This window comes from Allobosea caraganae (assembly GCF_003351345.1).
In the GTDB taxonomy this organism is placed as follows: domain Bacteria; phylum Pseudomonadota; class Alphaproteobacteria; order Rhizobiales; family Beijerinckiaceae; genus Allobosea; species Allobosea caraganae.
Map to the genome: position 1 here is coordinate 303,100 of NZ_QQTO01000001.1, position 26,672 is coordinate 329,771.

29 protein-coding genes are annotated in these 26,672 nt (G+C 66.7%); 22 read left to right on the top strand and 7 right to left on the bottom strand.

What is annotated here, in order from left to right:
* Window positions 1-40 precede the first annotated feature (40 nt).
* On the top strand, window positions 41-886 hold the full coding sequence (locus tag DWF00_RS01415) for an aldo/keto reductase (RefSeq protein ID WP_114828746.1): 846 nt from the start codon (window positions 41-43) through the stop codon (window positions 884-886).
* Here the strand turns inward: DWF00_RS01415 and DWF00_RS01420 are convergent.
* Complete coding sequence (locus DWF00_RS01420) at window positions 883-1,641, bottom strand: sulfite exporter TauE/SafE family protein (RefSeq protein WP_114828747.1); 759 nt, start codon at window positions 1,639-1,641, stop codon at window positions 883-885. The genes DWF00_RS01415 and DWF00_RS01420 overlap by 4 nt on opposite strands.
* Before the next feature lie 244 nt (window positions 1,642-1,885).
* Here DWF00_RS01420 and DWF00_RS01425 point away from each other — a divergent pair, with 244 nt between their 5' ends.
* Window positions 1,886-2,566 carry a L,D-transpeptidase gene (locus tag DWF00_RS01425; protein ID WP_114828748.1) on the top strand — a complete coding sequence of 227 codons (681 nt, stop codon included), beginning with the start codon at window positions 1,886-1,888 and terminating at the stop codon, window positions 2,564-2,566.
* Between the two features lies 1 nt (window position 2,567).
* Here the strand turns inward: DWF00_RS01425 and DWF00_RS01430 are convergent, their stop codons facing one another.
* Window positions 2,568-3,458 carry an aldose epimerase family protein gene (locus tag DWF00_RS01430; RefSeq protein WP_114828749.1) on the bottom strand — a complete coding sequence of 297 codons (891 nt, stop codon included), beginning with the start codon at window positions 3,456-3,458 and terminating at the stop codon, window positions 2,568-2,570.
* 75 nt (window positions 3,459-3,533) lie between these two features.
* A complete protein-coding gene (locus DWF00_RS01435; RefSeq protein ID WP_114828750.1) occupies window positions 3,534-4,271 on the bottom strand; it encodes an IclR family transcriptional regulator domain-containing protein in 738 nt (245 codons plus the stop codon).
* A gap of 118 nt (window positions 4,272-4,389) precedes the next feature.
* On the opposite strand from DWF00_RS01435, the gene DWF00_RS01440 reads away from it, so the two are divergent.
* From DWF00_RS01440 to DWF00_RS01475, 8 genes are all read left to right on the top strand, one after another.
* Complete coding sequence (locus DWF00_RS01440) at window positions 4,390-5,247, top strand: CoA transferase subunit A (RefSeq protein WP_114828751.1); 858 nt, start codon at window positions 4,390-4,392, stop codon at window positions 5,245-5,247.
* Window positions 5,248-5,452: 205 nt separating this feature from the next.
* Window positions 5,453-6,223, top strand: a complete 771-nt coding sequence (locus tag DWF00_RS01445) for a CoA-transferase subunit beta (protein WP_114828752.1) — start codon at window positions 5,453-5,455, stop codon at window positions 6,221-6,223.
* Window positions 6,220-6,930, top strand: coding sequence for a protocatechuate 3,4-dioxygenase subunit beta (pcaH, locus tag DWF00_RS01450; protein ID WP_114828753.1), 711 nt, complete (start codon window positions 6,220-6,222; stop codon window positions 6,928-6,930). Before DWF00_RS01445 ends, pcaH begins: the two co-directional genes overlap by 4 nt.
* Window positions 6,923-7,501 (top strand): protocatechuate 3,4-dioxygenase subunit alpha, encoded by a 579-nt coding sequence (pcaG, locus tag DWF00_RS01455; protein ID WP_245973696.1) that lies wholly within the window; start codon window positions 6,923-6,925, stop codon window positions 7,499-7,501. The genes pcaH and pcaG overlap by 8 nt, the downstream gene beginning before the upstream one ends.
* A gap of 285 nt (window positions 7,502-7,786) precedes the next feature.
* Window positions 7,787-8,683, top strand: a complete 897-nt coding sequence (locus DWF00_RS01460) for a 2-dehydro-3-deoxygalactonokinase (RefSeq protein WP_114828755.1) — start codon at window positions 7,787-7,789, stop codon at window positions 8,681-8,683.
* Window positions 8,680-9,588: a ribokinase gene (locus DWF00_RS01465; RefSeq protein ID WP_114828756.1), complete on the top strand. Its 909-nt coding sequence runs from the start codon at window positions 8,680-8,682 to the stop codon at window positions 9,586-9,588. The genes DWF00_RS01460 and DWF00_RS01465 overlap by 4 nt, the downstream gene beginning before the upstream one ends.
* 144 nt (window positions 9,589-9,732) lie before the next feature.
* Window positions 9,733-10,275 carry a retropepsin-like aspartic protease family protein gene (locus tag DWF00_RS01470; protein ID WP_114828757.1) on the top strand — a complete coding sequence of 181 codons (543 nt, stop codon included), beginning with the start codon at window positions 9,733-9,735 and terminating at the stop codon, window positions 10,273-10,275.
* Between the two features lie 144 nt (window positions 10,276-10,419).
* Complete coding sequence (locus tag DWF00_RS01475; protein WP_114828758.1) at window positions 10,420-11,919, top strand: phosphomannomutase/phosphoglucomutase; 1,500 nt, start codon at window positions 10,420-10,422, stop codon at window positions 11,917-11,919.
* A 208-nt stretch (window positions 11,920-12,127) separates the two neighbouring features.
* Here DWF00_RS01475 and DWF00_RS01480 read toward each other — a convergent pair whose 3' ends face one another.
* From DWF00_RS01480 to DWF00_RS01490, 3 genes are all read right to left on the bottom strand, one after another.
* Window positions 12,128-12,766 (bottom strand): TadE/TadG family type IV pilus assembly protein, encoded by a 639-nt coding sequence (locus DWF00_RS01480; protein WP_147283673.1) that lies wholly within the window; start codon window positions 12,764-12,766, stop codon window positions 12,128-12,130.
* A 17-nt stretch (window positions 12,767-12,783) separates the two neighbouring features.
* Complete coding sequence (locus tag DWF00_RS01485; protein ID WP_114828760.1) at window positions 12,784-13,392, bottom strand: TadE/TadG family type IV pilus assembly protein; 609 nt, start codon at window positions 13,390-13,392, stop codon at window positions 12,784-12,786.
* Window positions 13,393-13,559: 167 nt separating this feature from the next.
* Window positions 13,560-14,060 carry a pilus assembly protein N-terminal domain-containing protein gene (locus DWF00_RS01490; protein WP_114828761.1) on the bottom strand — a complete coding sequence of 167 codons (501 nt, stop codon included), beginning with the start codon at window positions 14,058-14,060 and terminating at the stop codon, window positions 13,560-13,562.
* 415 nt (window positions 14,061-14,475) lie between these two features.
* On the opposite strand from DWF00_RS01490, the gene DWF00_RS01495 reads away from it, so the two are divergent.
* The 12 genes from DWF00_RS01495 (at window position 14,476) to DWF00_RS01550 (ending at window position 25,593) form a co-directional block, all read left to right on the top strand.
* Window positions 14,476-14,646: a Flp family type IVb pilin gene (locus DWF00_RS01495; RefSeq protein WP_114828762.1), complete on the top strand. Its 171-nt coding sequence runs from the start codon at window positions 14,476-14,478 to the stop codon at window positions 14,644-14,646.
* A gap of 157 nt (window positions 14,647-14,803) precedes the next feature.
* Complete coding sequence (locus DWF00_RS01500; protein ID WP_114828763.1) at window positions 14,804-15,316, top strand: A24 family peptidase; 513 nt, start codon at window positions 14,804-14,806, stop codon at window positions 15,314-15,316.
* Window positions 15,317-15,434: 118 nt separating this feature from the next.
* Window positions 15,435-16,214: a Flp pilus assembly protein CpaB gene (gene cpaB / locus DWF00_RS01505; RefSeq protein WP_114828764.1), complete on the top strand. Its 780-nt coding sequence runs from the start codon at window positions 15,435-15,437 to the stop codon at window positions 16,212-16,214.
* Window positions 16,211-17,659: a type II and III secretion system protein family protein gene (locus tag DWF00_RS01510; protein ID WP_114828765.1), complete on the top strand. Its 1,449-nt coding sequence runs from the start codon at window positions 16,211-16,213 to the stop codon at window positions 17,657-17,659. The genes cpaB and DWF00_RS01510 overlap by 4 nt, the downstream gene beginning before the upstream one ends.
* A 31-nt stretch (window positions 17,660-17,690) precedes the next feature.
* Window positions 17,691-18,422: a CpaD family pilus assembly protein gene (locus tag DWF00_RS01515; RefSeq protein WP_114828766.1), complete on the top strand. Its 732-nt coding sequence runs from the start codon at window positions 17,691-17,693 to the stop codon at window positions 18,420-18,422.
* Window positions 18,422-19,684 carry a CpaE/TadZ family protein gene (locus DWF00_RS01520; protein WP_114828767.1) on the top strand — a complete coding sequence of 421 codons (1,263 nt, stop codon included), beginning with the start codon at window positions 18,422-18,424 and terminating at the stop codon, window positions 19,682-19,684. Before DWF00_RS01515 ends, DWF00_RS01520 begins: the two co-directional genes overlap by 1 nt.
* A 48-nt stretch (window positions 19,685-19,732) precedes the next feature.
* Entirely contained in the window at window positions 19,733-21,187 is a 1,455-nt protein-coding gene (locus tag DWF00_RS01525) for a CpaF family protein (RefSeq protein ID WP_114828768.1), read from the top strand.
* A gap of 26 nt (window positions 21,188-21,213) precedes the next feature.
* Complete coding sequence (locus DWF00_RS01530) at window positions 21,214-22,191, top strand: type II secretion system F family protein (protein ID WP_114828769.1); 978 nt, start codon at window positions 21,214-21,216, stop codon at window positions 22,189-22,191.
* An 11-nt stretch (window positions 22,192-22,202) separates the two neighbouring features.
* Window positions 22,203-23,180 (top strand): type II secretion system F family protein, encoded by a 978-nt coding sequence (locus DWF00_RS01535; RefSeq protein WP_114828770.1) that lies wholly within the window; start codon window positions 22,203-22,205, stop codon window positions 23,178-23,180.
* A gap of 199 nt (window positions 23,181-23,379) precedes the next feature.
* The gene (locus DWF00_RS01540) at window positions 23,380-24,276 is read left to right on the top strand and encodes a LysR family transcriptional regulator (protein ID WP_114828867.1); all 897 of its coding nucleotides are present in this window, start codon (window positions 23,380-23,382) and stop codon (window positions 24,274-24,276) included.
* 155 nt (window positions 24,277-24,431) lie between these two features.
* Window positions 24,432-25,181: an SDR family NAD(P)-dependent oxidoreductase gene (locus DWF00_RS01545; protein ID WP_114828771.1), complete on the top strand. Its 750-nt coding sequence runs from the start codon at window positions 24,432-24,434 to the stop codon at window positions 25,179-25,181.
* Window positions 25,182-25,305: 124 nt separating this feature from the next.
* A complete protein-coding gene (locus tag DWF00_RS01550) occupies window positions 25,306-25,593 on the top strand; it encodes a DUF1330 domain-containing protein (protein WP_114828772.1) in 288 nt (95 codons plus the stop codon).
* Between the two features lie 144 nt (window positions 25,594-25,737).
* On the opposite strand, the gene DWF00_RS01555 is transcribed toward DWF00_RS01550, so the two are convergent.
* The gene (locus DWF00_RS01555; protein WP_245973697.1) at window positions 25,738-26,607 is read right to left on the bottom strand and encodes a tetratricopeptide repeat protein; all 870 of its coding nucleotides are present in this window, start codon (window positions 26,605-26,607) and stop codon (window positions 25,738-25,740) included.
* Window positions 26,608-26,672 lie beyond the last annotated feature (65 nt).

The following is a 26,672-nucleotide window of genomic DNA, read 5'->3' on the forward strand; positions in this document are numbered from 1 at the left end:
TTATCGTTGCCCGTCGATGCCTGTCTCGGAGGAGTAGCCTATGCCCAAGCAGCGTTTCGGAACGAACGGCCCCGAGGTCGTCACCATCGGCCAGGGCACCTGGAACATCGAGCACGCCGACCGGCAGACGGCCATTGCCGCCCTGCGCCGCGGCCTCGATCTCGGCCTCTCCCATATCGACACCGCCGAGATGTACGGTTCCGGCGCCTCGGAGGAGATCATCGGCGAGGCGATCGCCGGGCGGCGCGACGAGGTCTTCCTCGTCTCCAAGGTGCTGCCGCATAATGCCTCGCATAGCGGCATGCGTGCTGCTTGCGAGCGCATCCTGGCTCGGCTGAAGACCGACCGGCTCGATTGCTACCTGCTGCATTGGCGCGGCTCGTATGATCTGGAAGAGACCTTCGGCGCCTTCGAGGAGCTGAAGCGCGAGGGCAAGATCCTGTCCTGGGGCGTCAGCAATTTCGACACCGACGATCTCACGGAAGCGCTTGCCGTTGCCGGCGAAGGCAAGATCGCCTGCAACCAGGTACTCTACCATCTGCGCGAGCGCGCGATCGAGCACGCCGTCATCCCCTGGTGCGAGCGCCATGGCGTCGCCGTGACCGCCTACAGCCCCTTCGGCCAGGACGATTTTCCGGCGCCGGGCAGCGCGCATGGCATCCTGCTGTCCGGGATAGGCAAGACCTATGGCGCCACCGCCCGGCAGGTCGCGCTCGCCTTCCTGACGCGCCGCTCCTCGGTCTTCGTCATTCCCAAGGCGGCCAATCCCGCCCATGCCGAGGACAATGCCGGTGCGCTCAAGCTGACCTTGTCGGAGCGCGACATCGCGCTGATCGACGACGCTTTCCCGCGCGGCCCGCGCCCGCGCTCGCTGCCGATGCTCTAATCCCAAAGCCCGGCGGCGCGGCGCAGCAGGTCGAGCCCGACCAGCGTCAGCACGATCTTGATCGTCGCCAGGAACCAGCGCTCCGGCAGGTTCTCCAGCAGCTTCGTCCCGGCCATCGTGCCGGCGAAGCCGGAGAGGATCATCGCCGCGATCAGCGGCAGCCAGTCGCCATAGGCGAAACCGAGCGCCCCGAAGGCGAACACCTTGAGCAGGTGCTGCATCGTCGTGCAGGCGGCGTGGGTTGCGATGAGCTGGCGCTTCTCCAGCTTGAGCGGCAGCAGCAGCGCCTGCACGAACGGCCCGGTCGCGCCGACGAACATGGTGATGAAGGTCGAGATGCCGCCGCCGATGACGATGCCGCCCTTGGCGAGGCCGGGGATCTGCGGCTTCGGCACCCAGGCCATCAGCAGGATGAAGCCGCCGAGCACGCCGAGCAGCACCCGCTCCGGCAGCGCCACGACGAAGGCGGCGCCGAGCAGCACGCCGATCAGCGAGCCGATGCTGAAGCGCAGGACCAGCGGCCAGACCGCATGCGCCCGCTGGACATAGGTCCGCCCGACATTGGAGCCGACCTGCACCAGCCCGTGCACGGCGATGATCAGCGCAGGCGACACCGTGCCCGCGAGTGCGCCGAGCATCGCCACGCCGCCACCGACGCCGAAGGCGGCAGTGAAGGCCGAGGTCAGGAAGCTGACGCCGATCAGCAGCAGGGCGATGGCGGGCGAGACGCCGGCCGGCAGGATTGATTCAAGCATGGGGGAGGCGCGCGGGAGGGAAGACGGACGGCATCCCTGTTACAGCGTCGCCCGCGTCGCGACAAAGCCCGGATCGGCAGGGCGGCCCCGCCGGTAACCCATCCCGGAAACCACGTTACCTCTTGGCCCTTTACACGCGCCGGCCAAGTGGCGTTTTCTTGTCGCAATGGCGGCGGAGCTTTCGGCCCGACAACGCCTGTGAGCAACAGTTGCGTTTTCAGAGCTGCGTTTTCGGGAGTTTGTGATGCGTCGCGTCCTCGGCATCCTGTCCGTTCTATTCCTGTCGCTCGTCGGCGTGGCCTCGGCTCAGGCCGGCGTGCAGGTCCGCGTCGACATCGCCGCCCAGCGCATGCAGGTGACGACGGATGACGGCGAAATCTACAATTGGGCGATCTCGTCCGGCCGCAAGGGCTTCCGCTCGCCGAACGGCGTCTATCGCCCGACCCGGCTGGAACGCTCCTGGTACTCGCGGAAGTATGGCGGCGCGATGCCCTATGCCGTGTTCTTCCGCGGCGGCTATGCCATCCATGGCACGACCGCCGTCGGTGCGCTCGGTCGCCCGGCCTCGCATGGCTGCATCCGCCTGCACCCGGCCAATGCCGCCAAGCTCTTCGCGCTGGTCAAGAAGCATGGCGCCAGCCAGACCCGGATCGCGCTGAACGGCGCCGCCTCCGATGGTCTGTCGCAGTTCGCCAAGGCCTCGGGCGGCTCGAAGACCAAGCTCGCCAAGGCGAAGTATCGCAGCAAGGCCGTGATTGCCCAGGCCAAGGCCAAGCAGAAGGCCGCCGCGATCGCCCAGCAGAGGCGCGCGCCGAACTGGGATGCCGCCCGCGACCAGCTCTTCATGCGCCCGAGCCTGCCGCCCGATGCGCTGGGCTATCAGCCGCATCAGCCAGTTCGCTACGGCCCGACGGGTTGGCGCTGAGTTAGAGCGTCTCGGCGCTGATCCGGAACCAGCCTGACAGCGTCTCGCCCGGCTGAAGCCGTTTCAGCGGCGCGATCTCCCGCACCACCGGCTCGCTCGGCGCGCCGATCGCGTGGCTCTGCGGCTCGACGCAGACGAATTCGGCCCCGGCCGGCGCCCAGACCACCGGCACGCGCAGGCTCTCGCCGGCGCTGAGCATGATCGCCAACCCGCGCGAGGGCGTCTCCATCCGCGCCTTGCCGTCCCAGTCGAGGAAGTTCCAGGCCTGCTCGGCACCGGTCGCGAAGACCGGGTTTTCTGCATATGGCCCGCTGCTTTCGAGCGAATGCGAGCCTGTCGGCCGAAAGGCGTCGTCGAGCGTGAGCGCCCGCGTCGCGGTCATACCGAGCGTCGTGTCCTCGGCGCAGGGAAACCAGGGATGATGGCCCAGCCCGAACGGTAGTGCCGTGTCGGCCTCGTTGGTGACCGAGAGCGTGACGGTCATACCGTCCTCGGCAAGCGTGATCTCCTGCCAGGCGAGGTAGCGATAGGGGTCTTCGCCCTCCGTCCGCTGGTGCTCCAGCACGGTATGGCCCTGGCTCTGCCGCACGACCTCCCAGGCCGACTGCCAGCCGAAGCCGTGGATGTTGCCGCCGCCGCGCGGGTTGTTATGGGCGACGTGGAAGCAGCGCTCGCCATCGTCGACCAGCCCGCCGAAGGCGCGGTTGGCGAAGGGCACCATCGGCCAGGTGCCGAACATGTTGGGCGCCGCGGTCGAGGGCGTCGCGCCGAAGGGCGCGTGCAGGAGCGGATGCTGGCGCCCGTCCGGCGCCGTCCAGTCGAGCCTGCTGATGATGCCGCCGCTTGCCGGCGCGATCCGCGCGGCGTAGCCGCCGCCCTGCAATGTGATCATTCCTGTATCCCTAAAGGGTCATTTCTGCCGAAATGCTCCCTAGGATCAGCGCTTAAAAGAGTTTCCGAAGGGTTTCTACTTGATCAGCGGGCGCAGCATGGTCTGCATCGCCTGCATGCGCGGCAGGAACTGGGCGGCGATGTCTTGAGCCGAGGTGCGCTGCACCTGCCCCGACAGGTTGAACGCCGCGACGACCTCGTTGCGCGGGTTGATCAAGGGCACGGCGATCGAGACCAGCCCGAGCTCCAGCTCCTGGTCGACGATGGCATAGCCCTGCCCGCGCACCTTGGCGAGCAGCGTCATCAGCCGATCGACATCGACGACGGTTTGCGCGGTGCGCATGCGCGGCTGCCCGGTCAAGATGCGCCGCCTCGCCTCGTCCGGCGGTAGTGCCGCCAGCAGGACCCGGCCCATCGAGGTGCAGAAGGCCGGCAGCCGCGTGCCGACCGACAGCCCTACCGACATGATCCGCCGTTGCTGCGAGCGGGCGATGTAGACGATCTCGTGCCCGTCGAGCAGCGAGGCCGAGGACGACTCGTGGGTCTCCTCCGAGAGGCGTTCGAGGAAGGGCTGGACCATTTGCGGTAGTGCCGAGGAGGCCAGCCAGGCATGGCCGAGCCGGAGCACGCGGGGCGTCAGCCGGAAGAACTTGCCGTCGAACTCGGCATAGCCGATCCTGGTCAGCGTCAGCAGGCAGCGCCGCGCCGCGGCGCGAGAGAGCTCGGTGGCGCGCGCCACCTCGGCGATGGTGAGCTTGTCATGGGCCGCATCGAAGCACTCGATCACGGCGAGTCCTTTTTCGAGCGCCGCCATGTGGTCGCGGTCGGGAGCTGCGCTGCCCTCGTCCAAGCTTGACCCCCTCGCTATCGCGTCATAAAGTGCGAAAATCAAAACGATGTGCGATAAACGCACAATATGAGGAGATGTCAAGGTGGCGGAATTCCTCTCCCTGGCCCAGGGAATCGAGGCGGTTCTGAGCGATGGCTGTTCCGTCGCGATGGAAGGCTTCACCCATCTGATCCCGCACGCCGCCGGCCACGAGGCGATCCGCCAGGGCCGCAAGCGCCTGACGTTGATCCGCATGACGCCGGACCTGGTCTACGACCAGATGATCGGCATGGGCTGCGCCGAGAAGCTCGTCTTTTCCTGGGGCGGCAATCCCGGCGTCGGCTCGTTGCACCGGCTGCGCGACGCGGTCGAGAATGGCTGGCCGAACAAGCTCGAGCTGGAAGAGCACAGCCATGCCGCCATGGCCAATGCCTATGAGGCCGGTGCCGCCAACCTGCCCTTCGCGGTCTTCCGCGGCTACAAGGGCGTCGACCTGCCCAAGGTCAATCCGAAGATCAAATCCGTGACCTGCCCCTATACCGGCGAGGTGCTGGCGACCGTGCCGGCCTTGCGCCCGGACGCGGCGATCATTCACGCGTTGAAGGCGGATCGCGAGGGCAACGTCCTGCTCGAAGGCATCGTCGGCGTGCAGAAGGAGGCGGTGCTCGCCGCCAAGCGCTCGCTGGTGACGGTCGAGGAGATCGTCGATGATTTCGGTGAGCGCAACGCCAATGCCGTCATCCTGCCGTCCTGGACGGTGACCGCGATCGCCCATGTCCCCGGCGGCGCCTACCCGTCCTATGCCCACGGCTACTACAAGCGCGGCAACGATTTCTACATCGCCTGGGACAAGATAGCCCGCGAGCGCGACACATTCGCGGCCTGGATGAAGGCCAATGTGCTGGAGCAGGGGCCGGAGGCTTTTGCGCGCTATGCCGAGGCTAGGAAGGTGGCGGCGTGATCATGCAGTCAGCGACAGGGCGCGCCTTCCCTTCTCCCCTTGCGGGAGAAGGTGGCTCGGCGAAGCCGAGACGGATGAGGGGTCGCGCGACCTCTCGGGCTGGCGAACAGAGGCGGCAACGGTGTCCGGAAGGCACGGCGCGACCCCTCACCCCAACCCTCTCCCGCAGGGGGAGAGGGGGCAGGTCGAGCGTGAGGAGACTGGTATGAGCCACACCCCCACCGAGATGATGACCGTCGCCGCGGCGCGCCTGCTGACCAATGACGAGGTCTGCTTCGTCGGCATCGGCGCGCCCTCGGCCGCCTGCAACCTCGCCCGCCTGACCCATGCGCCAAAAATCACGCTGATCTACGAATCCGGCACGCTCTCGACGCGCCCCTCGGTGCTGCCGCTCTCGATCGGCGACGGCGAGCTCTGCGATACGGCGCTCACCACCGTCTCGGTGCCGGAGATGTTCCGCTACTGGCTGCAGGGCGGGCGCATCACCATCGGCTTTCTGGGCGGCGCCCAGATCGACCGCTTCGCCAACCTGAACACCACCGTCGTCGGCCCCTACGACGCGCCGAAGGTTCGCCTGCCCGGTGGCGGCGGCGCGCCCGAGATCGCCAGCAACTGCGGCCAGATCTTCATCACCATGGCGATGGGCACGCGCGCCTTCGTCGAAAAGCTGCCCTTCATCACGTCCTTCGGCCACGGCACCGGCAAGGGCGACCGCGAGAAGCTCGGCGTCCGAACCAAGGGCCCGACCAAGGTCATCACCGATCTCTGCGTGATGGAGCCGGATTCGGAGACCTCCGAACTCACCGTCGTCTCGCTGCATCCCGGCGTCACCCGCGAGCAGGTCGCGGCTGGCTGCGCCTGGCCCTTGCGCTTCGCCGAAACGGTCTCCGAGACCCCGCCGCCGACCGCCCAGGAGCTGGACGTCCTGCGCGATCTCCACGCCCGCACCCGCAAAGCCCATGGAGTCGCGGCATGAGCCCGATCTATCCGCGCGATGGCCTCAACGCCCATCCGCTCAACGCGTCGCCTGAGTACAAGAGCACGCTGAAGCGCGCGCCATCGCAGCCGCTGATCCTGCTGCCGCACACGCTCTCCGAGACGTCTGGCCCGGTCTTCGGCCATGTCGCGGTTCAGGCGGGCGATTCCGACCTTACCCGCCAGCATGAGGGCGAGCCGCTCGGCGAGCGCATCATCGTCTTCGGCCGCGTGCTCGACGAGGACGGCCGCCCGGTGCCGCATACGCTGATCGAAATCTGGCAGGCCAATGCGGCCGGGCGCTACGTCCATGTCCGCGACCAGCACCCGGCGCCGCTCGACCCGAACTTCACCGGCGCCGGCCGCGTCGTCACCGATGCCGAGGGCCGCTATCGCTTCACCACGGTCAAGCCCGGCGCCTATCCCTGGCGCAACCACCATAATGCCTGGCGCCCGGCCCATATCCATTTCTCGCTGTTCGGGCCGAGCTTCCTGTCGCGCGTGATCACCCAGATGTACTTTCCGGGCGATCCCCTGTTTCCCTTCGACCCGATCTTCCAGACGGTCACCGACGAGAAGGCCCGCAACCGTCTGATCTCGCGCTTCGACCTCGCCACGACCGAGCCGGAATGGGCGCTCGGCTATCAGTTCGACATCGTGCTGCGCGGCCGCAACGCCACGCCGATCGAGGAGCCCCATGATGACTGAGCGCAAGGACGATCTCGGCCTCACCCCGTCGCAGACGATCGGCCCGTTCTTCGCCTATGCGCTGACGCCGCGGGCTTATGGCGGCGTCGAGCTTGCCAACGAGCAGGTCGCGACCGAGGCCGTCGCCGGCGAGCGCATCAGCATCCGCGGCCATGTCTATGATGGCGACGGTGTGCCGGTCGGCGATGCGATGATCGAGATCTGGCAGGCCGATGCCGACGGGCGCTTCCACGCCCAGGGCAATGCCGGCTTCACCGGCTTTGGCCGCGCCGAGACCACGGCTGAGGGCGGCTACCATTTCGACACGATCCGGCCGGGCGCCTTACCGGGGCCGAATGGAGCGCAACAGGCACCCCACCTGACGGTCTCGCTCTTCGCCCGGGGCGTGCTGACCCGGCTGGCGACGCGGATCTACTTCTCGGATGAGACGGGGAATGAGACCGATCCGGTCCTGGCCCTGGTTCCGGCGGAAAGGCGGGGGACCTTGATCGCCAAGCGCGGCACTGACGGCGTCTTTCGCTTCGACATCCGCCTGCAAGGCGAGGGCGAGACAGTCTTCTTCGACATGTGAGGGCGGGTCTCCTGCGCCCATGATCGCTGGCCTTGCGTCATTCAGCGCGGCGATGCCGATGGGCGTTCTCTGGTGTCGCCGCCGCGCTGGTGCTCGACCCCAAGGCCGGGCGCGCCCACACGGTGCACGGCGACATCTTCGCCCGGACCGGCCGCGAGTCCGAGGCGGTGCCGATTTCGGGGAAGCGTTGAAGCGGCTCGGCGTTGAGCCTTGAAGCTGGGCGAGATCGCGCTATTCACATGCTGAGTGGCCGCCCGTCCGGCAGCCACCTTGCCGGAGCCTGCCATGCCTAGACCCGTGATCGCGCTCGACTGGGGCACGACCCGCGCCCGCGCCTTCCTGATCGGCGAAGATGGCGCCGTGCTCGACCGGAAGATCGCCGACCAGGGCATCCAGTCGGTGCCATCCGGCGGCTTTCCGGCGGCTTTCGAAGCGATTGCCGGCGATTTCCGCCGCGCCAGGCCTGATGCCGCGATCGTGCTCGCCGGCATGGTCGGCAGCCGCAACGGCTGGGTCGAGGCGCCCTATGTCGCCTGCCCGGCCTCGGTCGAGCAGATTGCCTCGGCCGGCATCACCGTCGCGCTGGGGGAGGGCACCACGGTGACGATCCTGCCCGGCCTGTCCTCGGACGAGGGCGCCTTCGACGTCATGCGCGGCGAGGAAACCCTGATCGTCGGCCTCGGCCTGGACGACGGCATCGCCTGCCTGCCCGGCACCCATTCGAAATGGGCCAGGCTCGAAGGTGGCCGCATCACCGGCTTCGCCAGCTTCATGACCGGCGAGATCTATGGCCTGCTGCGCCAGCATTCGATTCTTGCGCGCCTCGCCGAGGAGCCGGGCGAGGGCGATGCCACTGAGGGCGCCAGGCGCGGCTTTGCCGGCGCTGCCAGGCCGGGCGGTCTGCTCAGCGCCGCCTTCGCGGCGCGCACCGAGGTTCTGGCCGGCCGCATGAGCGGCGGCGCGGTCGGGCCCTATCTCTCGGCGTTGCTGGTCGGGCAGGAGATCGCCGGGGCACGGGCGCTCTATGGCGAGCCCGGCACCGTCCATCTCGTCGCCGACGGCGCTCTCGCGGAAAGCTATGGCCAGGCCTTTGACGCGACGGGGCTGTCCTACACGTTGACCACGCCCGAAGCAGCCTTCATCGCCGGCATCAAGCGGCTCGCGGGAGGGCTTGCGGCGTGATCGTGGTCTTCGGTTCGCTGAACGTCGATCTGGTCACCATCGTCGAGCACCTGCCTGAGCCCGGCGAGACCGTGATGGGCCCGGACTATCAGCTGCATCCGGGCGGCAAGGGCGGCAACCAGGCGCTTGCGGCGCGTCGGGCCGGAGCGCAAGTCGTCCTCGTCGGTGCGGTCGGGCGCGATGCCTTCGCCGGCACCGCGCTCTCGCTGCTCGCCTGGGATGGCGTCGACACCTCCAACGTCGCGCAGGTCGCGGCCCCGACCGGCGCCGCCTTCATCGCGGTCGATGCGTCCGGCGCCAACCACATCGTCGTGGCCGCCGGCGCCAATGCCTATGCCAGCGCCCACGCCCTGCACGACCTGACGCTTGGCGAGCGCGACATCTTGTTGTTGCAGCGCGAAGTGCCGGAAGCCGAGTGCATCATCGCCGCCCAGCTGATGAAGCGGGCCGGCGGGCGGGTCATTCTCAACCTCGCGCCGGCGCGCGCTCCGGCGCCCGAGCTGCTCGCCGCCGTCGACGTCCTGATCGTCAACGAGCACGAGGCGCAGGTGCTTGGCCGGGCACTCGGCTGGCCGGTCCTGAAGCCCGACGCTTTCGCTCGGCGTCTCGATGCCGAGCGCCGCATCGCCTGCATCGTCACGCTCGGCGCCGATGGCGTCGTTGGCTGGCAGGGCGGGGTGCGCCGCAGGCTGCAGGCGCCGAAGGTCGAGGTCGTCGATACGGTCGCGGCCGGCGACAGCTTCGTCGGCGCCTTCGCGGCCGCGCTCGCCGGCGGCTACGGCTTTTCGAGCGCGCTTCAGCGCGGCATCGCCGCCGGCTCGCTGGCCTGCATGGTGGCCGGGGCACAGCCGAGCGTGCCGCGCCTGGAGCAGATCGAGGCGCTGGTCGGCAGCACGTTCCTCTGAAAACCCGATGGTCGCGGTGACCATGGGTTAAGCTTGTTCCGCTTCAGGTTCCTCGGCGGCCGTGAAACCCGCGAATCGACAAGGCGTTTTCACGCTTCCGCAGGCTCTTCCCGGCACGCTCCCCTCAATAAAAGGGGGGAGCGGATGGCGCAGCGGCCGATCGTCTGGGCAGTGGGAGTGGCCTTTGCCGTCGGCTATGCGGCGATGAGCTCCAGCGCGCGGCTGGCTGACTTGTTCGCGGGCGAGACCTCCGAGGCCCCCGCCATGCAGGTTGCCGAGGCCGCGCCCGCCGGCCAGCCGCAGCAGCCGCCCGCCCGTCCCACCTTGACCGTCGCCGCCGACTATCGCGGCCATTTCGTGGTGCACCCCACGATCGAGAATTATCGCGTCAAGATGCTGGTCGATACCGGCGCCAGCGTCGTCGCTTTGACCGAGGATGATGCCCGCGCGCTCGGCATCCGCCCGGCCGCGTCCGAGTATAACATGAGCCTGCGCACGGCCAATGGCGTGGTGCGCGGCGCCCGGGTCAACCTGCGCGAGGTCAGGCTGGGCTCGATCCTGGTGCGCAATGTCGAGGCGGTCGTGCTGCCGGCCGGCGCGCTCTCGATGAGCTTGCTCGGCACTTCCTTTCTCGCCAAGCTGCAGGGCTATGAGGTCCAGACCGGCCGGATGATCCTGCGCGGCTGAGCGCGGCCGTCCTTCCGGCGACGTTTCCATTCCCCCGCCGATCGGTTATGTGCGGAGCGGCGTCGCGGATGCGCCGCGGTCACGCCGTATTCGTTCAGGCTGTGCCTCGTCTGCTTCACGCTCTTTCTTGCGATGGATGTCCTGATGTTCCCCAAGCCCCTGCCTGAGCTCTTCCCGAACACCTTCGACTACGAGTCGTTGCCGATGGTGAAGCCGACCGGCTTCCGCGAATACGATGCGCGCTGGTTCTTCGGCAAAGAGCTCAACCTGATGGGCGTCCAGGCGGTCGGCATGGGGCTGGGCACGCTGATCCGGCGCATGGGCGTGAAGCCCGAGATCGTCACCGGCCATGATTTCCGCGGTTATTCAGCCTCGATCAAGATGGCGCTGGTCACCGGCCTGATGGCGGCGGGCTGCAAGGTCCACGATATCGGGCTCGCCATGTCGCCCATGGCCTATTTCGCCCAGTTCGCGCTCGACGTGCCCTGCGTCGCCATGGTCACCGCCTCGCATAACGACAATGGCTGGACCGGCGTGAAGATGGGCTGCGACCGTCCCGTCACCTTCGGCCCCGAGGAGATGGGCCAGCTCCGCGACATCGTGCTCGCCGCGGATTTCGATCTCGTGGGCGGCGGCTCCTATCAGTTCGTCCCGGATTTCCCGGCCCGCTACATCGCCGACCTGACGAGCCGCCCCAAGATCAGGCGCAAGCTCAAGGTCATCGCCGCCTGCGGCAACGGCACCGCCGGCGCCTTCGCGCCGAAGATCCTGGAGATGCTCGGCTGCGAGGTCGTCCCGATGGATGCCGAGCTCGACCACACTTTCCCGCACTACAACCCGAACCCCGAAGACATGAAGATGCTCCACGCCATGGCCGACGCCGTGAAGGAGCATGGCGCCGACGTGGCGCTCGGCTTCGACGGCGACGGCGACCGCTGCGGCGTCGTCGACAACCATGGCGAGGAGATCTTTGCCGACAAGATCGGCGTCATGCTGGCGCGCGACCTCGGCAAGCTGCATCCCGGCGCGCAGTTCGTCGTCGACGTCAAGTCGACCGGCCTGTTCGTCACCGACCCGGAATTGCAGAAGTTGGGCGTCAAGACCGACTACTGGAAGACCGGCCACTCCTACATCAAGCGCCGCGTGCGCGATCTCAACGCGCTCGCCGGCTTCGAGAAATCGGGCCATTTCTTCTTCAATGCGCCTGTGGGCCGCGGCTACGATGACGGCGTCGTCACCGCGATCGCCGTGCTCGACATGCTCGACCGCAATCCGGATAAGTCGATGGCGGAGCTCTACGCCGCCGTGCCGAAGACCTGGGGCACGCCGACCATGGCGGCGAAATGCGCCGATGAGATCAAGTACCAGGTCAGCGAGCGCGTCACCAAGCGCATCGAGGCGATGCGCGACAAGGGCGAAAAGATCGCCGGCCAGGCGATCCGCGACATCGTCACCGTCAACGGCGTGCGCGTCGTCAACGAGGACGGCACCTGGGGCCTGGTCCGGGCGTCCTCGAACAAGCCCGAGCTAGTCGTGGTCTGCGAAAGCCCGGCCTCGGAGGCGCGCATGCGCGAGATGTTTGCCGCGATCGACGGCATCATGCGCGAGAACCCGGAAGTCGGGGCCTATAACCAGACTATTTGAGCGAGCCGGGCGCCGGCTGACGGCTTGGGCCGCCTAGAGTATCGGATCGAAAGTGGAATCCGGTTTTCGGACAATCCGATGCTAGATCAAAGAGCTAGATTGCCGCTTTGCGTCCGATAGGATGCATGGCGATCTGGCCGGCTGCTTCCCGGAGCATGGCGCGAAAAAGTGGGAACCGGTTTTTCGCGTAGGCCATGCTCCAACTGATCTAGCCCGAGCACACCGTGGTCGTGGTGGTGTTGCCCGAGCCCTTCTTGACGCGCGCGACCTGCTCGATGCCCCCGCTGATCTGGCCGATGCGCGGGCGCATGAAGACCGGCGCATTGCCGATCGAGATCGTCGTCATGGTCTTGTTGAGCGGATTCTTGAAGACCACGTCGTACTCGTAGCTCGCGCTGGCCACGATGACCGAGGTGTTGGCGATGCGCAGCCCCTCCGGCAGACCGGGAAAAGATTTGCCGGCATCGTAGCTTCTGCCGCCATTGCGCGATTCGCTCCAGCACACCGTGACCCTGCGGTTGGCATCGATCACGACGCTGGTGATCGACATGGCCGGGTCCGGGTTCGTGTAGGGCGCCATCACCGTTTGGGCGGCGTTGAAGATATTGGTCATCTCGGTGTCGGGGATGGAGCCGGCCTGCGAGGTCAGGTCGGCCAAGCTTCTCGTGAGCTGGGTGACCTTGCGGTCGATCATGACACCCGATGCGACTTGACTCACCCCGAAATAGACCGCGACCATCGGCAATGCGAGGAAGCTGAACTCGATGGCGGCGACCCCTTTGGGTTCGCGCCGCAGGCGCCGGCACAATCGGCGCAGGGCGGCCCGGTTGCGACGCGGGGACAACATCGCCTTCATCCCATGCCTCATTGGAAGGGCTCCGTGCGGAACGCCGTCGACGCGGTCAGCGCGCGCTCGCTGGTGCCGTTGATGTTGGCGAGAACGTTGCTCCAGCCGGCGAATATCACCGGATAGGCCAGCACGGCCCGTACGACGACGATCTGGCCGCCTGTCGGCTGGGTGAAGCCGAAGCCCTCGGTATTCAGGGTGCCACCCTGCAGCGGGCTGCTCCCTGCCGTTCCTGTGTCCGCATTGGCGAAGGACCCATAGGTCCGGACGTCGATCGTCAGTTTTGCGCAATCCACCAGCAGGGACGCCGCTCCGCAGATGTCCTGTTTGAATTTGTCGGTGTTCTTCTTCGGATCCGGGCTGGTGTAGCGCTGCCTGGCTTCGCCCGTCAGCAGCCGGCGCGATACTTGCGAAACGGCCGTCTCAAGCTCCTGGCCCGTCCAGAACATCAGCGCCAGCTCGATGATGGCGAAGATCAGCGCGAAAAAGGGGATGGCGACCAGCGTGAACTCGACCGCCGTCGCACCGCCCTGGTCGCGGGGGAACTGGACGAGCCGGCGCCAGCGACGGCGCGTGCCGCACTGCAGTATCGCCTCATCCTGCCCGTCATATGGGTGAACTGCCATGGTCCGACATGCCCGATAGCGCTTGCCGGCGAGAAACGTCCCCGCGGCAACGACAAACTTAGCCGCAAAGCATTTCCATTCCGTTAGGTGATCTAACGGAGAGGAAATATCGGCATTAGCAGGGTGTTCACCTTTTCTCGCCGCCCGGCGAGAGTTGGGCGCTCGCGCTATTTGGATTCGCCGCCGGTCGCCAGCGCGTTGCGGCGCGTCATCTGCCCGCCGATATCGCCGAAATAGCTGTTGGCGTCGCCGATCTGCGCAGTCGGCTGGCAGGTCGGGGTGCAGGAATAGCTTTCGCGGTCCAGGCCGCGCTGCACGGTCAGGATGGAGTCCGTGGCCGCGCGCACGCGCACGAGTGACTCAGCCAGCAATCCCCCGCGCGCGTCGAGCGCGATCAGGTTGGTGACGCCGAAGCTCTTGCCAGTCACTACCATGACGCCGCTCTTCTGGACCGAAACATCGGCGATGCCGGGATTGCCGACGATCACGGTCTGCGCCTTCTCAGGCAGCTTGATGACCTTGGCCTGATCGACGGTGATCAGCACCGTCTCGGTCTTGCCCGGCTCGGGCGCCGGCTGGGCCGTGGCTGGGGGAGACAACAGGGTGAGCGCCGACAGCGCTGCCGCCAGCGCCCCACGAAACAAGGCTCCAGGCGAGACAGTCAACATTGCAGGACCCCAAGATTTTCATCACGAGAAGCAAAGCCGAAAATGATGAATCAATCCCTAAGATCGAGCCGGCGAAGCGTCGGATCGCTACGTTATGCCTGAGCGGAAGGAAGCGCATACGGTCGAACTCGATACGATTTCCCCAATTTTGAGCGAGGAGACAAGCCGCAATCTTGATAGCAATCATGTATTATTTCTCTAGAGCGGAGTTGTTGCTTTCAAGATCGGAGCGGAACGATTCAAGTATTCCATAAAGTTGGAGTTAACCATCGAATCGATGCCCCCAAAATCGATCGAATTCTTCGTTTCGTTTAACCGATCGGCAAGACGCTGACGCTAATGTCCGTCTTGTCGCTGACCGAAGCCGTTCCAGAGCAAGGCAGCCGTCAAACCGTGGTATAAAAGGAGTTCTCCCATGACCAATCTGTTCGCTCGCTTTGCCAAGGACGAATCCGGCGCGACCGCCATCGAGTACGGCCTGATCGCAGCCCTGATCGCCGTTGTCATCATCGGCGCTGTCACGCTGCTCGGCACCAACCTCGACGCTCTCTTCCGCCGCATCGCCGGCGCTCTGCCCACCGCTTGATCGGGGGCGGGCAACCGCGCTTCAGCGAACGCCCCGGCTGGTCCGGGGCGTTTTGCTTTTCGCGGTTGGTGGTTCGGAAGATTCAGTCCCCTTCCGTAAGGTTTTAGTGACCGGGTACGGTCATAACGATTGCATTGCGCTTTACCGGACCGGATCGATGTCGCTTTCCCTGATCATCCTGCTCGTCGTCTTTCCCGCCGCGATGGCCTATGCCGCCGCAAGCGATCTCGTCTCGATGACGATTTCGAACTGGCTCTGCCTGGCCCTGGTCGCGGTCTTTGCGCTTTGCGCTGTTTTGCTCGGCCTGTCCTGGAGCGAGATCGGCGGGCATTTTGCGGCGGGCGGCCTGGTACTGCTGATTTGCTTCGGCTTCTTCGCAGCCGGCTGGATCGGCGGTGGCGACGCCAAATTTGCAGCAGCGACCGCGCTCTGGTTCGGCTTCGGTCAGTTGATGCCTTACCTGCTGGTTGCCTCGGCCTTCGGCGGCGTTTTGACGGTGCTGATCCTGAGGCTGCGCGCGTATCCTTTGCCGGCCATTGTCGAGAGCTGGCCCTGGGCCCGGCGCCTGCATTCGGTGAAGGAAGGCGTGCCCTACGGCATTGCGCTGGCCCTCTCGGCGCTCTTCATCCTGCCGGAGACCGCGATCTGGCGCGCGGCGATCGGCATCTGAGCTCGCCGCCACACAGGCGATAGCAGCAAAAAGATACGTCCGATTAACCATAAGTTGACGATTCGGAAGGCACGGTCATTCCCATGGGTCAGCTTGCGCTGGCCGAGGATCGGCCGTCATGAGTCCCGCCCGCATCATCATCCTGGTTGTAGCGCTTGTCGCCGGCCTCGGCGCAGCCCTGCTTATCCAGCGGCCCTCGCGGCCGGCGGCCCCGGCCGTCACCCGCTACGAGCCGGCCCCGACAGTCCCAGTCCTGGTCGCCGCCGCCGATATTCCGCTCGGCAACACGGTGGCGGCCAATGACCTGCGCTGGGTCGATTGGCCCGCGTCGAGCGTCCCGGCCGGCGTGCTGCGCAAGGACGAGACGCCCGGCGCCGAGGCGGAGGTCATCGGACAGCTTGCCCGTGTCGCCCTCCAAGCCTCCGACCCGATCCGGCGCGAGAAGCTGATCAAGACCGATGGGAGCGGCTTTCTCTCGGCGGTGCTGCCCTCGGGCAAGCGCGCCACCGCCATTTCGACCGACAGCCGCGGTGCCAACACGGCCGGCGGCTTCATCCTGCCGAACGACCGCGCCGACGTGATCCGGACCTTCAAGGAAGATACCGGCAACACCAATAGCGAAAACTACACCAGCGAGACCATCCTGACCAATGTGAGGGTGCTGGCGATCGGCCAGAACATCCAGGAGCGCAATGGCGAGAAGGTTGTGGTCGGCGAGACGGCGACGCTCGAGCTCGATCCGCGCCAGGTCGAGATCGTCGCGCAGGCGCAGAAGAGCGGCACGCTCTCCCTCGCCTTGCGCAGCCTCAAGGATGCCAACGATGCCGGCCGGCCCTCCGAGGAGGGCGGCATGACCCTCGTGCGCTACGGCGTCACCAGCAGAAATGTGAAGCAATGACCGCCGGACGCATCCTCTCCACCGCTTTGCCGGCTCTGGCGCTGCTGCTCGGCGGCCCGGCCGTCGCCCAGTCGACCGTGCCGGCCCCTGTCCTGAACGTCAGTTCGAGCGAGCACGCCATCGCCCGCAAGCTCGACCTCTCGATCGGACGCTCGGTGATCGTGGAGTTGCCGCGAGATGCGAAGGAGGTCTTCGTCGCCAATCCGAAGGTCGCCAACGCCGTCGTCCGCTCGGCCCGCAAGCTCTTCGTCATCGGCATCGCCGATGGCCAGACCTCGATGTTCGTGATGGACGCCGAAGGCCGCCAGATCTCGGCGCTGGAGATCGAGGTCGGGCGCGACCTCAACGTCCTCCGCCAGACCTTGCGTGCGGCGATGCCGAACGCGAGGATCGAGATCAAGCCGGCGGGCAATTCGATCCTGCTGATCGGCAACGTCGCCAATGCCTCGGAAGCCACCCAGGCCGTCGACATCGCCAATGCCTTCGTCGGTACGACGGCCGGCCTGCTTTCTTCCTCCAAGGGCGCGGTGATCAACTCGCTGACGATCCGCGATCGCGATCAGGTCATGGTCAAGGTCGTGGTCTCCGAGGTCTCGCGCAAGGCGATCAAGCAGCTTGGCATCAATTCGAGCGGTGAATGGAAGCTTGGGAACTTCTCGCTCGCGCCGAGCATATCCAATCCCTTTCCGTTGCAGCCGCAGCAGCTGGCCGAGACCGCGGTCACTGCCGGCATAGGCAACTCGAGCAACTTCACGCTTCGCGCCCTTGAGCGGGCCGGGCTTGCGCGTGTTCTGGCCGAGCCGACCGTGACCGCCATCTCGGGCGAGAGCGCAAAATTTACCGCCGGCGGCGAAGTTCCGATTCCCAAGGGCTATAACTGCGACACGACCTCCAACCGATGCACGTTGCAGATCGAGTACAAGCCCGTCGGCGTTGCGCTGAATTTCACGCCGATTGTCATGTCCGACAACAAGATCAGCATGCGGATCGCGACCGAGGTCACCGAGCTCGATTTCGAGAATTCGATCCGGCTTGAGGGGCTTGGCCAGGCTCAAGCCCCCGTCAACGCGCCCGCCTTCCGCGTCCGCAAATCCGACACCACGGTCGAGCTGCCCTCCGGCGGCACGCTGGCGACGGCCGGCCTGATCCAGCGCGTCTCGAAGCAGTCGATCAACGGCTTCCCTGGCCTGATGAACATCCCGATCATCGGCACGCTGTTCCGCTCCCGGGACTACCAGCGTGAGGAGACCGAGCTGATGATCACGGCGACCCCCTACATTGCCAAGCCGATCGAGCCGAACCAGGTCCAGCGTCCCGACGATGGCTTCGTCGATGCGCACGATGCTCAAACGGTGCTGCTCGGCCGCCTGAACAAGATCTACGGCACCAGCAGCGGCCCGCTGCCGCAGGCCTACAAGGGCCGCGTCGGCTTCATTGCGGACTAATGATGTCGATATGCGAAGGGATGGCGGGACCATGATGGTTCGATCACAGGACAGGCTCCGTTTCGGCCTCCCGGCCGTGCTGGCAATGGCGCTCATGCTCGGCGCCTGCGCCAGCAAGGCCGATATCACCGGCTCGATCGCGCCGAGCGACGTGCGCGAGCGCCATCCGATCGTGCTGCGCGATGCGCCGCGCTCGCTCGACGTCTTCATCGGGCGCGCCGGCGGCGATCTCGACAGCCGCCAGGCGGAAGACGTCGCGGCCTTTGCAGGCGAGTACCGGCGCAGCGGCCGGGGCGGCCTCGTCGCCCAGGTTCCCACCGGAACGCAGCGCGAAATGGCGGCGCACGATACGCTGGACGGCATCCGCAAGGCGTTGGCGCGCGGCGGCGTCTCGCCCGGCGCGCTCACGGTACAGACCTACCCGGTCCGGGACCCGGGTCTCGCTTCGACGATCCGGCTCACCTTCGCCTCGCTCCAGGCGAGCGTCCCGCATGGTTGCGCGCAATGGTCGCAGGATGCCGGCGTCTCCGATTGGAAGCACGACGCGTCCAACGAGTCGCTCTGGAACTTCGGCTGCTCGAACCAGGCGCTGCTCGCCGCCCAGGTCGCCGATCCGATTGATCTCGTCCGCAGCCGGACGGAGGGCCGCGTCGACATCGTCAAGCGCATGAACGCGATCACCAAGCTGCGCGAGGGCAAGGACCCCTCGACGCAGTACCGCCAGGAGACGCCGCAGATCAACTCTGCCGTCGGAGGCCGTTGATGGACCCGGCGGACGCCTTCGAAACCCAGGCCAGCGTCGGCGGCGAGGACATCATCGCGCCGCTGCCCCGCATCACGCTCCAGGCCTTCTGCGAGACGCCGGCGATCTCCGCTGCGATGCAGACGGCCGTCTCCGACCGGCGCATGGACAAGGCGCATACCCGCGTCCAGATGGGGGGGCCGGCCGCGGCGGTCGAGGCCTTCCGCTCGGCGCCGACGCCGAACGTCATCGTCCTCGAAACGGTCTCGGACTCCGCCGCCCTGGTCGCCAGCCTCGAGGTCCTGGCCGAGGCTTGCGATGCCGGCACCAAGGTCATCGTCATCGGCCATGTCAACGACGTCCAGCTCTACCGCGACCTGATCCGCCGCGGCATCAGCGACTACCTCATCGCGCCGCTGGGCCCGCTCGACATCCTGCGCTCGCTCTCCGAGCTCTATGTCGCGCCGGAAGCCCGCAATCTCGGCCGCACCATCGCGGTCATGGGCGCCAAGGGCGGCGTCGGCGCCTCGACGCTGGCGCATAACGTCGCCTGGGCGATCGCGCGCAACCTCGACGCCTCCACGGTGATCGTCGATCTCGACATCGCCTTCGGAACCGCTGGGCTCGATTTCAACCAGGACCCGCCGCAGGGCATCTCCGAGGCCGTGTTCGCGCCGGATCGACTCGACGCCAACATGCTCGACCGGCTGCTGTCGCGCTGCAGCGACAATCTCGCCCTTCTCGCCGCGCCCGCGGTCCTGGACCGTACCTGCGACCTCTCCGAGGACGCGTTCGACCAGGTCTTCGAGCTGCTGCGCGCCAGCGTGCCCTATGTCGTGCTCGACGTGCCGCATGTCTGGAGCGCCTGGGTCAAGCGCGCGCTGATCGGCGCCGACGAGGTGGTGATCGTCGCCGGACCGGAGCTTGCCTCCCTGCGCAACGCCAAGAACTTGATCGACCTCGCCCGCGCCAGCCGGCCGAATGATTCGATGCCCCGGCTCGTGCTCAACCAGGTCGGCCTGCCGAAGCGGCCGGAGATCGATGCCAGCGAATTCGCCAAGGCGCTCGGCGTCGAGGTGCTGACCTCGATCCCGTTCGAGGCGCAGATCTTCGGCACCGCCGCCAATAACGGCCAGATGATCGCCGAGGTCCAGGCCGGCGGCAAGATCAACGAGGCTTTCGTCCAGATCGCAAGCGCGGTCACCGGCCGCGGCGAGGCCAAGCGCGGCAAGCGCAGCCTGTTCGAGCCGCTGGTCGCCAAGCTGAAGCGCCGGCGGGCCTGAACGACGCGGTTCGCGCGCCGGCCCCCGCCGGCGCGGAAGAGGAATGAGATGTTCGGAAAGCGATCCACGGGCGCGGGCGCAGCACCGGCCCTGAACCTGAATGCTTCCCCGGCCGCGCTCGCCCGCCAGCCGGAGCAGCGCCTGTCCGCGTCCGAAGCGCGGCGGCCGGCCCAGCCGGTGCCGATCGTGCCGGTCGAGACGCCGAAATCCGACGAATACTACCAGATGAAGAGCATGATCTTCGGCGCTCTCATCGAGGCGATCGATCTCTCCCAGCTGGCCAAGCTCGACGGCGAATCGGCACGGGAGGAAATCCGCGACATCATCAACGAGATCATCTCGCTGAAGAACGTCGTGCTCTCGATCGCCGAGCAGGAGGAGCTGCTCGACGACATCTGCAACGACGTGCTCGGCTACGGCCCGCTCGAGCCGCTGCTGGCGCGCGACGACATCGCCGACATCATGGTCAACGGCGCTGGCCGGACCTTCATCGAAGTCGGCGGCAAGATCCAGCTCACCAACGTGCGCTTCCGCGACAATGCGCAGCTGATGAACATCTGCCAGCGCATCGTCAGCCAGGTCGGCAGGCGCGTCGACGAATCCTCGCCGATCTGCGACGCGCGCCTGGCCGACGGCTCGCGCGTCAACGTCATCGCTCCGCCGCTCGCGATCGACGGCCCGGCGCTGACCATCCGTAAGTTCAAGAAGGACAAGCTGACGCTCGACCAGCTCGTGCGCTTCGGCGCTATCTCGCCGCCCGGCGCCGAGATCCTCAAGATCATCGGCAAGGTGCGCTGCAACCTCGTCATCTCCGGCGGCACTGGCTCCGGCAAGACGACGCTGCTCAACTGCCTGACCAACTATATCGAGCTCGACGAGCGCGTGATCACCTGCGAGGACGCGGCCGAATTGCAGCTCCAACAGCCGCATGTCGTGCGCCTAGAGACGCGCCCGCCCAATCTCGAGGGTACCGGGGCGGTCACCATGCGCGACCTCGTCAAGAACTGCCTGCGCATGCGGCCCGAGCGCATCATCGTCGGCGAGGTCCGCGGCCCGGAGGCCTTCGACCTGCTGCAGGCGATGAACACCGGCCATGACGGCTCGATGGGCACGCTGCACGCCAACAGCCCGCGCGAGTGCCTGAGCCGCATCGAGTCCATGATCACCATGGGCGGCTTCACGTTGCCCTCGAAGACCCTGCGCGAGATGATCTGCTCCTCGATCGACGTGATCGTCCAGGCCCAGCGCCTGCGCGACGGCTCGCGCCGCATCACCCACATCACCGAGGTGATGGGCATGGAAGGCGAGGTCATCATCACCCAGGATCTGATGACCTATGAGGTGCTGGGGGAGGACGCTGCCGGCAAGCTGATCGGCCGGCACCGCTCGACCGGCATCGGCCGGCCGCGCCTGTGGGAGCGGGCGCGCTATTTCGGCGAGGAGCAGCGCCTCGCCGCCGCGCTCGACCTGCTCGAGTCCCAGGACAACGTCAATGCAGCCTGACCGGGCAGGCTGAGCGGGGCGACGTCATGGATCTCAGTCTCATCGCCGTGGTAGCGCTCTCCACCCTTGCGGCCGGCGGAACGGCCTATGCGCTGTTCTACCCGCTGCTCAGCGGCCAGACTCGCGCCGAGAAGCGCCGCAAGGAATTCGCCGCACCCGTCTCCGCCCGCATCGTCGATCGCGAGGCGCAGGCCAGGCAGAAGCGCGGCCAGATCGTGCAGAGCCTGAAGGAGATCGAGAACCGCGAGAAAACGCGCCACAAGCTCACGCTCGAAGCCCGCCTGCTTCAGGGCGGGCTGAGCTGGAGCCGGCGCAAGTTCTACGTGGTCAGCGCGATCATGAGCCTGGTCACCGGTGTCCTGCTCTTGATCGTGACGGCCAACCTGGTCTTCTTTGGGCTCGGCTTGTTCATCGGGGGGTTCGGCGTGCCGCGCTGGTACGTTTCGCGCGCCAGGACGCGGCGGCTGAAGAAGTTCGGCAACGACTTCCCCGATGCGATCGACGTCATCGTGCGCGGCATCAAGTCCGGCCTGCCGCTCAACGATTGCCTGCGCATCGTCGCCAACGAGGCCACCGATCCGGTCGGGACCGAGTTCCGGCTGATCATCGAGAGCCAGGCGCTCGGCCTGCCCCTCACCGAGGCCGCGGCCAAGCTGTTCGAGCGCACGCCCTGCGCCGAAGCCAATTTCTTCGGCATCGTGCTGGCGATCCAGCAGAAGACCGGCGGCAACCTCTCCGAGACCCTGGGCAACCTCTCGCGCGTCATCCGCGAGCGCCGCAAGATGCGCGACAAGATCCAGGCCGTGTCGATGGAGGCGAAGGCGTCGGCCTGGATCATCGGCTCGCTGCCGGTCGTGGTGACGCTCCTGGTCTATCTCAGCACCCCGAAATACATCGAGCTGCTCTGGCTCACCCAGGCCGGCAAGGTCGGCCTCGTGATCAGCGGCTTCTGGATGCTGATCGGCGTGCTGGTCATGCGCAAGATGATCAACTTCGATATCTGAGGCGGCCTCTCATGCTCGATCTCATCACCACCAGGCTCGTCGACAGCCAGTTCATGCTGATGCTGCTCGTTGCCGTTGCCGCGGCCGCGACGGTGCTCTCGCTGGCGATGCCGCTGCTCGAAGGCAACATGCTCGGCAAGCGGATGAAGAACGTCGCCACCGAGCGCGAGAAGCTGCGCGCCCGCGAGCGCGATCGGCTCAACCGGCAAAAGGACAAGGCGTCGCTGCGCCCGGAGCCGAAGGAGTACATGCGGCGCATCGTCGACCGGTTCAAGCTGGGCGACTGGCTCGGCACCGAGACTGCCAAGAAGCAGCTCTCCATGGCCGGTTACCGCGGGCAGCAGGCGGAGATCGGCTTCCTGTTCTTCCGGCTGGTGACGCCGATCGGTCTGTTTCTCTTCACGCTGTTCTACGTCTTCGTCGTCAAGGATTTCGGCCAGCCGGTGATCGTTCGGATCGGCATCGTCATCGCCGCCGCCTATATCGGCATCAAGGCGCCGGAAATCTTCCTCTCCAACCAAATAGCGAAACGCCAGGCCTCGATGCGGCAGGCCTTTCCCGACGCGCTCGACCTGCTGCTGATCTGCGTCGAATCCGGCATGTCGATCGAGCTCGCCTTCCGCAAGGTCTCGACCGAGATCGGCGGTCAGTCGGTTGCGTTGGCGGAGGAGTTCGCGCTCTGCACGGCGGAGCTCTCTTACTTGACCGAGCGGCGCCAGGCCTATGAGAACCTGGCGCGGCGCACCGGGCTGGAAGGGGTCAAGTCGGTCTCGACGGCGCTGATCCAGGCCGAGCGCTACGGCACGCCGCTCGGCAGCGCGCTGCGGACGCTCGCCCAGGAGAGCCGCGACCAGCGCATGAACGCGGCCGAGAAGAAGGCTGCGGCGCTGCCGCCGAAGCTGACCGTGCCGATGATCCTGTTCTTCCTGCCGGTGCTCTTCGTGGTCATTCTGACGCCGGCGCTGGTCCAGGTCTTCAAGTGGAAGTGACTATGCTTGCGGCGGCCGCCTGACGCCTGCGCAGGATCTTACTTGGAGCCTTGACGAACGGGTCCGGCCGCATTTGCGCGCCATCGTATGAGTGGCGAGCGCCGGCACGAATTCCGGATGCGGCCTTCTCCTGACGCCTGGAGCCCTTGACGACGAACCCGCTGGCTGGACATCTGTTTCATTCCAGGGGGGAATGACGATGAACCGACTGGCCGCCATGGATGCGTTCGTCCGGGTCGTGGACACCGGCTCGTTCACCGGTGCCGCCCGCCAGCTACGCATCGGCCAGCCGGCGGTGTCCAAGATCATCGCGCAGCTGGAGGAGAGCGTCGGCGTCAAGCTCCTCTTGCGCACCACGCAGGGGCTGGCGGCAACGGAGGCGGGCGAGAATTTCTACGAGCACGCCAGACGCTCGATCGAGGAAGCCGATGAGGCAGTGCTCAAGGCGCGGGGCGTCGGGGCGGCGCTGACGGGACGCCTGCGGATCGGCGGAGCGGTGACCTTCAGCCGGCTGCACGTCGTTCCGTGCCTGCCCAAGTTTCTGGCGATGCACCCCGGCCTCGACATCGAGGTGTTTCTCGACGACCGCAATCTCGACCTGGTGGAAGCGGGGATCGACGTCGCGCTGCGGATGGGCGATTTGCAGGATTCCTCGCTCACGGCGCGCAAGATCGGGCAAGGCCCCCGCGTGGTGGTCGGCACTCCCAGCTACTTCGAGACCGCCGGCGAGCCCGCAACCCCAGCAGACCTCGCCGCGCACCAGACGGTGATCTACGACCAGCGCGGCGGCGGCGCGGTCTGGAATTTTACGCGAGGCGCCGCGGAAAGCACCGTGACGATCAGGGGCCGCATCCGGCTCACGGCGGCGGAGGGCGTGCGCGAGGCGGTCTTCGCGGGCATGGGCCTTGCGATCACATCCGAGTGGATGTTCGCGCCGGAGCTGGCTTCGGGCCGGGTCAGGCGCGTGCTCCAGGATTGGCAACTGCCCCCGATCGACCTCTGGGCGGTGTTCCCGACGGGCCGGAATACGAGCATGAAAGCCCGGGCCTTCGCCAGCTTCATCGAGCAGGAGCTGGGGCCCTTCCCGATCAGGTAGAATCGCCGCGAGGGGCGCCCGCCACCGCGTCGAGTCTTCCCCATGCCGATCTGGAATGAACTTCATTCCCGCTGGCCAGCTTACCGCGCCCTGCCCACCGCGCCATCTGTCGGCTCGAACGCCGTCATCGTGGTGGCGGACCGGTGGAGCACAACATGTCCAACCTGAACGGAAAAGTCGCCGTGATCACCGGCGGATCGAGCGGCATTGGCCTCGCCACGGCCAAGCGCTTCGTCGCCGAAGGCGCTCACGTCTTCATCACCGGCCGGCGCCAGGCCGAGCTCGACAAGGCGAAGGCCGAGATCGGCGGGAACGTCACCGCGGTCCAGGGCGATGTGGCTGATCTGGCGGACCTGGACAGGCTCTACGCCCAGGTGAAAGCGGAGAAGGGCGTGGTCGATATCGTCTTCGCCAGCGCCGGGTTCATCGAGCACGCGCAGATCTTCGACTTGTCCGAAGCGCACTATGACAAGACCTTGGACATTAATCTCAAGGGCGTCGTCTTCACGGTCCAGAAGGCGTTGCCGTTGATGACCCGCGGCGGCTCGATCATCGTCGTCTCCTCCATCATCAACGTGAAGGGCATTCCTGCCCACGGACTATACGGCGCTGCCAAGGCCGGCGTCCGGTCGCTGGCGCGCACCTGGGCCCAGGAGCTCAAGGGCCGCGGCATCCGCGTGAACACGCTCAGCCCCGGCGCCACGGAAACGCCGATCATTCGCGGCCAGTTCGACAATGACGAAGCCTCCGACGCCGCCAAGGCCATGTTCGCCTCCATGACCCCGCTCGGCCGCATCGGCCGGCCGGAGGAGCTCGCCGCCGCCGCCTTCTTCCTGGCCTCCGACGAGTCGAGCTACGTCACCGGCATCGACCTGCCCGTCGATGGCGGCCTGGCGCAGGTCTGAGCTGGATCGAGGGCATCGGACCGAAAAGTGGAATCCGGCTTCCGAAAAATCCGATGCAATAACAAAGGCCTAGATCGCCGCTGCGAATGTGCGGCCTCGCTTCATCATCGAAAGGGAAGTCTGCATGCCCGTCTATTTTGTCATGATCCGCGAAGAGACCGTCGATGCCGAGGCGCTTGCGCAATACGGGCCGAAGGCCGCCGCCGCCGGCCAGGGCCATCCTCTCAAGCCACTCGCGGTCTACGGCGCGATCGACCATCTCGAAGGGAAGCCGGCCGAAGGGGCGGTGATCATCGAGTTCCCTGACATGACCGCGGCTCGCGCGTGGTATGACAGCCCAGCCTACCAGGCCGCCGTGAAGCATCGCCATGCCGGATCGAGGTCGAAGGCCTTCTTCATCGAAGGCGTGTGAGCAGAGCGCCGCACGCATGTGCCGAAGCAGCATGCTCCAAGCCGTTCAGAACCCCATTGGCTCGCCAAGGAAAAAGGCCGGAGCTCTGCCCCGGCCTTTCCTTCTGGGCTGCGTGGACCTGCAATCTTGGGGGCTCCAGGGAACTCAGCCCTGTGGCGCGCCCTGCGGGGCCGGGGCAGCTTGCCTCGATGCCGCCGGCTTGCTTCCCCCGCCTGTTTTCAGCAGGTCCCAGCTGTTCTGCTGGCTGACGCTGCGCTTGAGGTAGGCGACGGTCTGGGCGGCCTCGGCCGGGCTCTGGTCCTGCCGCGCCAGCGCCTCGGCCTCGCCGAACCGGCCCTGCAGGCCGAGCACCAGCACGAGGTTCTGCCGGACCCGTGCATCGCTCTTGTTTGACGTCGCAGCTTCCCGCAGCACGCGCTCGGCCTCGGGCAGGTTCTTGGTCAGGGCCAGCGACAGGCCGAGATTGGACAGGATGGTCGGCTCGCCCGGCGCGAGCTTCAGCGCGGTCTCGTAGAGCTGCTGGGCGCGCGGATGCTCGCCGAGCTGGTCGGCGACGGTGCCCTGCGCCGAGAGGATGCGCCAGTCCGGGCGCTCCGGCGAATGTGCCCGGCCCAGCACCTCGTCGGCCTCCCTCAGGCGACCGTTATCGGCAAGCGAGCGGCCATAGGCGCCGAGCATTTCCCGGTCGTTGCTGTGGGTCAGTACGGCGCCTTGCAGGATCGCCAGCGCCTGGGCGTGCTGTCCGAGCGCGCGTAGCGCGCGAGCGTAGTAGAAGGCGGCGTTGCGGTCCTTCTGGTTCGCGTCGTAGCGCTGGCTCCACTTGTCGGCCTCCGCCTGCCATTCGGCCGGGCTGCCCGGCTGCGTCCGCGCCGGGCTGATCGAGCCCGTGATGTCGCCGAGCCCGCCGCGGCTCTGGCAGCCGGCGAGCGCCAGCGTCGTCAGGCAGATGGCGGCGAACAGGCTGTGGCGGCTCGACATGGTCCGGCGGGCGGGCTGGGATAGGCTGGGGGACATGGGCTCGTTCGCCTCGCCGCATTGGAAGCTCTGGTCGCTCCGGTGATAAAACGTTAACCCTAATG